The following is a 3,503-nucleotide window of genomic DNA, read 5'->3' as shown; positions in this document are numbered from 1 at the left end:
CCAAGCAGACGTGCACAGAAAATAGCAATCAAAGAACGAAATCTAAATCCTGTGCTTGACTTGGAATTGTCCATATAGGACATTTCTATTTGGTTATTAGGTAGGACATTTCTACTTAGGAATAACAGAACGTAAGCGTCCGCTGAACCCCATGCCTATTTTTTAATTCGGTTCAGGTTTCCAGCGGTGTGGTAGCAATTCTTCAATCTGAGTCACTTTATGTGTCGGCAACCTTTTCAGCACATCACTTAAATAGGCATTTAATCCTGAGAACTAAGAATTATCATTTAAAAATACCACAAAGTAGTATAAAATAAACTACTACAAGGTAGTATGAATGCAATCAATGTATACAATATGTGAGACTCCATTATTTACTAAATACTGTCTTGTTTATTGGACTCAGGAAGAATATGAGGAATTCAAAACATTCTTAGCATTAAATCCTGAAGCAGGAGATGTAGAGCCTAATGCAGGTGGTATTCGTAAGATTAGATGGACTAGCGGTGATAGAGGTAAAAGTGGTGGTGTCAGAGTCATCTACTTTAATCGTTTAGCAAATGGAGAGATTTGGTTATTAACCTTGTACAGTAAAAAGCAAACTGTACAGCTTAGTAAGAAGACTCTTCAAGCATTAGTGGAGAAACTAAATGACTCGTTTAATGACTGAAAAAGAACTTGAGGCTTTTGAAGCAACTAGGGATATTGAAGCTGAAATATTACAAGGCATCGACGATATGCTTACTAGTAATGCAGCGAAAAGAACCGTAATCACTGAGACAGATGTAGCGTTAGCTCGTAGAAAGGCTCAACTAACACAAGATCAGTTTGCTAAGATTCTTGGCGTATCAAGACGTACTCTTGAATCATGGGAACAAGGTGCGAGAAGACCATCAGGAGCAGCAACATCCCTTATTCGATTATTTATTGTTGATCCAAAATTTGTAAAAGAGAGTCTGGCTTAATTTAGACAGCTCTCTACTATATTTATTTAAGGTTTTTTATGAAGCACTTAGGATTTGTGGGAAAAAGTACTGAATATTTAGGGTATACCCATATTGAAATTATCAATAGCTCATTACGCTTATCTTTCAATATTCCATCAACAAAAGATCTAGAAGAAACCTTTAAAAAGATAGTCGAAAATAACTATGATTTACTCATGGAAACATCAGCAGAAATCGAGTTCGAATTAGAAAGTGAAACGCTAGCAAAGATAGAAACCATCATAAAAGAAAAAGGGATTGAACTTGATGAGTTTGTTCAAAATGCGCTGATTAAACTTATCAACCAAAATGAATTGGCTAAGACTGATTAGACCTTAAATGCAGACAATAAAAAACCCCAGCATCCTGCCGGGGTTTCTCATATTGGGTTGCTAGGTATGACTCCTGTCTTATCTCACGCTCCTGGTGCGATCTTTCTTATTCTTGTTGTTTGGAACTTCCTGTTCCTGATGAGTTCATCATAGGAAAATTCCACTGTTCCTGGTAGCCGCAAAGAGCCGAGATTGTTGTGCGCCAGGGCGTACAAAATAGCCTAAATTTTATCCACAGCCATTGGGGATAGTTTCGGATCCTGAAAGCCGATGAAATGGGCACTGATTGCCAAATTGATCGTTTTTTAATCAAATTTACTGGCAAAATATTACAGATCTGCTTAAAAACTCACCAACTTATTACAAAAGCCGATTTTTGTGCATTTTGTGATCTTGGTTAAAATTTTAAGTTATTGATTTACATATTAATATACAAGTGTATTGCGTATAACCACCATTATGTTAAATAGGGAATTCAAAGCTCTTTCTAAGAGTTGGTATAGTGGTAATACTTATTGAGTGCGTAAAAGAATTAGATTAATAAAATACTCAAAAGAAAAATAGTAAAAGGGAACTTACAGAAAATAAGTTACCGGCTCTTAAAATTATATTTAAACAAAGAAGCCCAACTAAATGATTGGGCTTCCTCATATCTAACTTTACCTTATGATTTTCATCAGTGTACTGCAAGAATTTAGACTACTTGTTGACTTGAACACCTTTAAAAATCAATTTCTCTTTTTTTTGTGTTTCTATAAGCAGTTGTGCCTGCCCCTTACGAGATTGAAGATATAATGTGGGAGCATTCACCAGAATATCTATCATCGTACTTTCACGTAAGTTGATATCATCAGGACAGCCCATCATTGTGGCAACAATTGGTTGTTCAGCATATAAATGATTGCCCTTAAAATGAATACCAATCGAATTTATATTACAAAACAAATTCCCAATATACAGCATCTTTTCTGCAAATTTTAGCGTGATAGGTTGGTCAGGTTTTGAAGCCAGAAATAATGAATCTATACGTTCACTATTAGCATTTGTTGCCTCGATTAATTCCCAAGAAAATTGCGCCAAGGTCTGCTCACTAAAGGACATCACTTGTAATTCTTGTATCTTGGACTGATCGGCTGATGAAGGCTTATGACAAGCGCTCAAAAGTCCAACGACGAACATCAGTATAAATATTCTAGTCATCGTTATTGTCCGTATAATAATGAGTAACCCTCTTTATAGAGTTCATCAGTAGACATATAGGTCATATATCCATTAGGTTTGGCGGCACCTCCGCAATACCCCTGACCTTTCATGGAAGAACTCCATGTGCCTTGATAAGTTGCAGTAGATAATAACCCTGCCGCCACACTTCCAATAAAGATTGGACCACCACTATCGCCACCCCAACAATCCAACGTTGGACCTGAAACTTTTACCCATGTTGCATTACACACACCTGCCCCTGATGGTCCACATTTATTGTCAGTACCAAATGCTTTAAATGCGGTCGACTGAACCGTACCACAACTATAACCAGTTTTCATTCCATAATGACAGACATACGTACCAACAGGTGTGTTACCTTGTGTACGTCGACCAGTTAGAGTTTTGACCACATTGTCACTGGCGAAAAATTCTGGGTTCAAGGTATGTGTAGATGATACTAAACTCATGGTTTGGAAATCCTGACTACCATTCCAGAAGTCTCCCACAAAGGTTAGTGCAATATTATCATTGCCAGTTGTCTTGCGGTCATCTACAGTAATTTTGTAATTCTTACAGTGAGCCGCTGTGGTCGCAAATTTTGTACCCGCAGCGTTTTTCACATTAAAACCTGTTGTACAATTATAAAAAGTGGTTGAAGTTGTACTATCCGCCATCAGCATGGTTTCTGCTGCCCTTACTGCGGCACTATGTCTTAATGGAATATTAGTGGTCGTTACTTTAAGTGGGACATTGGTTAATGTTCTAGGTTTTTCACTGCTCAGTAATTTCAAACCCTGTGTTTGGTTGGTTGCAGTATGCTTTGGATCATAAAGCTCTAAATCAATGCTATTTTCGGCACTGTTGCAAATAGTCGGTGGTGATAAACTTATCATCCCCTTTTGCTGATGGAGCTGCACATGAACCCATTCAAAGGCCGGCATTTTCAGCGTGACATCATTCTGTGGGCCGTACGCTGGTA

5 protein-coding genes and 1 pseudogene are annotated in these 3,503 nt (G+C 37.7%); 3 read left to right on the top strand and 3 right to left on the bottom strand.

The genetic code is table 11. The features are described from left to right. Positions 1-162: 162 nt before the first annotated feature. Positions 163-258, bottom strand: a pseudogene (locus tag FTU83_RS16960) (transposase domain-containing protein); the annotation flags it as partial. An 88-nt stretch (positions 259-346) separates the two neighbouring features. Here FTU83_RS16960 and FTU83_RS16955 point away from each other — a divergent pair. The 3 genes from FTU83_RS16955 to FTU83_RS16945 are packed head-to-tail and all read left to right on the top strand — an operon-like array spanning position 347 to position 1,318. Further along, positions 347-670 carry a transcriptional regulator gene (locus FTU83_RS16955; protein ID WP_180107417.1) on the top strand — a complete coding sequence of 108 codons (324 nt, stop codon included), beginning with the start codon at positions 347-349 and terminating at the stop codon, positions 668-670. Then, entirely contained in the window at positions 651-965 is a 315-nt protein-coding gene (locus FTU83_RS16950; protein WP_104505827.1) for a DNA-binding transcriptional regulator, read from the top strand. The genes FTU83_RS16955 and FTU83_RS16950 overlap by 20 nt, the downstream gene beginning before the upstream one ends. 38 nt (positions 966-1,003) lie before the next feature. Continuing rightward, on the top strand, positions 1,004-1,318 hold the full coding sequence (locus FTU83_RS16945) for a hypothetical protein (RefSeq protein WP_104505826.1): 315 nt from the start codon (positions 1,004-1,006) through the stop codon (positions 1,316-1,318). A 699-nt stretch (positions 1,319-2,017) separates the two neighbouring features. Here FTU83_RS16945 and FTU83_RS16940 read toward each other — a convergent pair. Both FTU83_RS16940 and FTU83_RS17745 read right to left on the bottom strand, forming a co-directional pair. Beyond that, positions 2,018-2,518 (bottom strand): META domain-containing protein, encoded by a 501-nt coding sequence (locus FTU83_RS16940; protein WP_074163995.1) that lies wholly within the window; start codon positions 2,516-2,518, stop codon positions 2,018-2,020. A gap of 2 nt (positions 2,519-2,520) precedes the next feature. Further along, positions 2,521-3,503: S1 family peptidase (locus tag FTU83_RS17745; protein WP_373683432.1), on the bottom strand; the 983-nt coding region annotated here is incomplete at its 5' end.

Origin of the sequence: Acinetobacter sp. YH12152, assembly GCF_013418285.1 — a bacterium.
GTDB lineage: Bacteria > Pseudomonadota > Gammaproteobacteria > Pseudomonadales > Moraxellaceae > Acinetobacter > Acinetobacter amyesii.
Note: the sequence above shows the minus strand (reverse complement) of the source record. Positions and strands in the feature narration are given on the sequence as shown.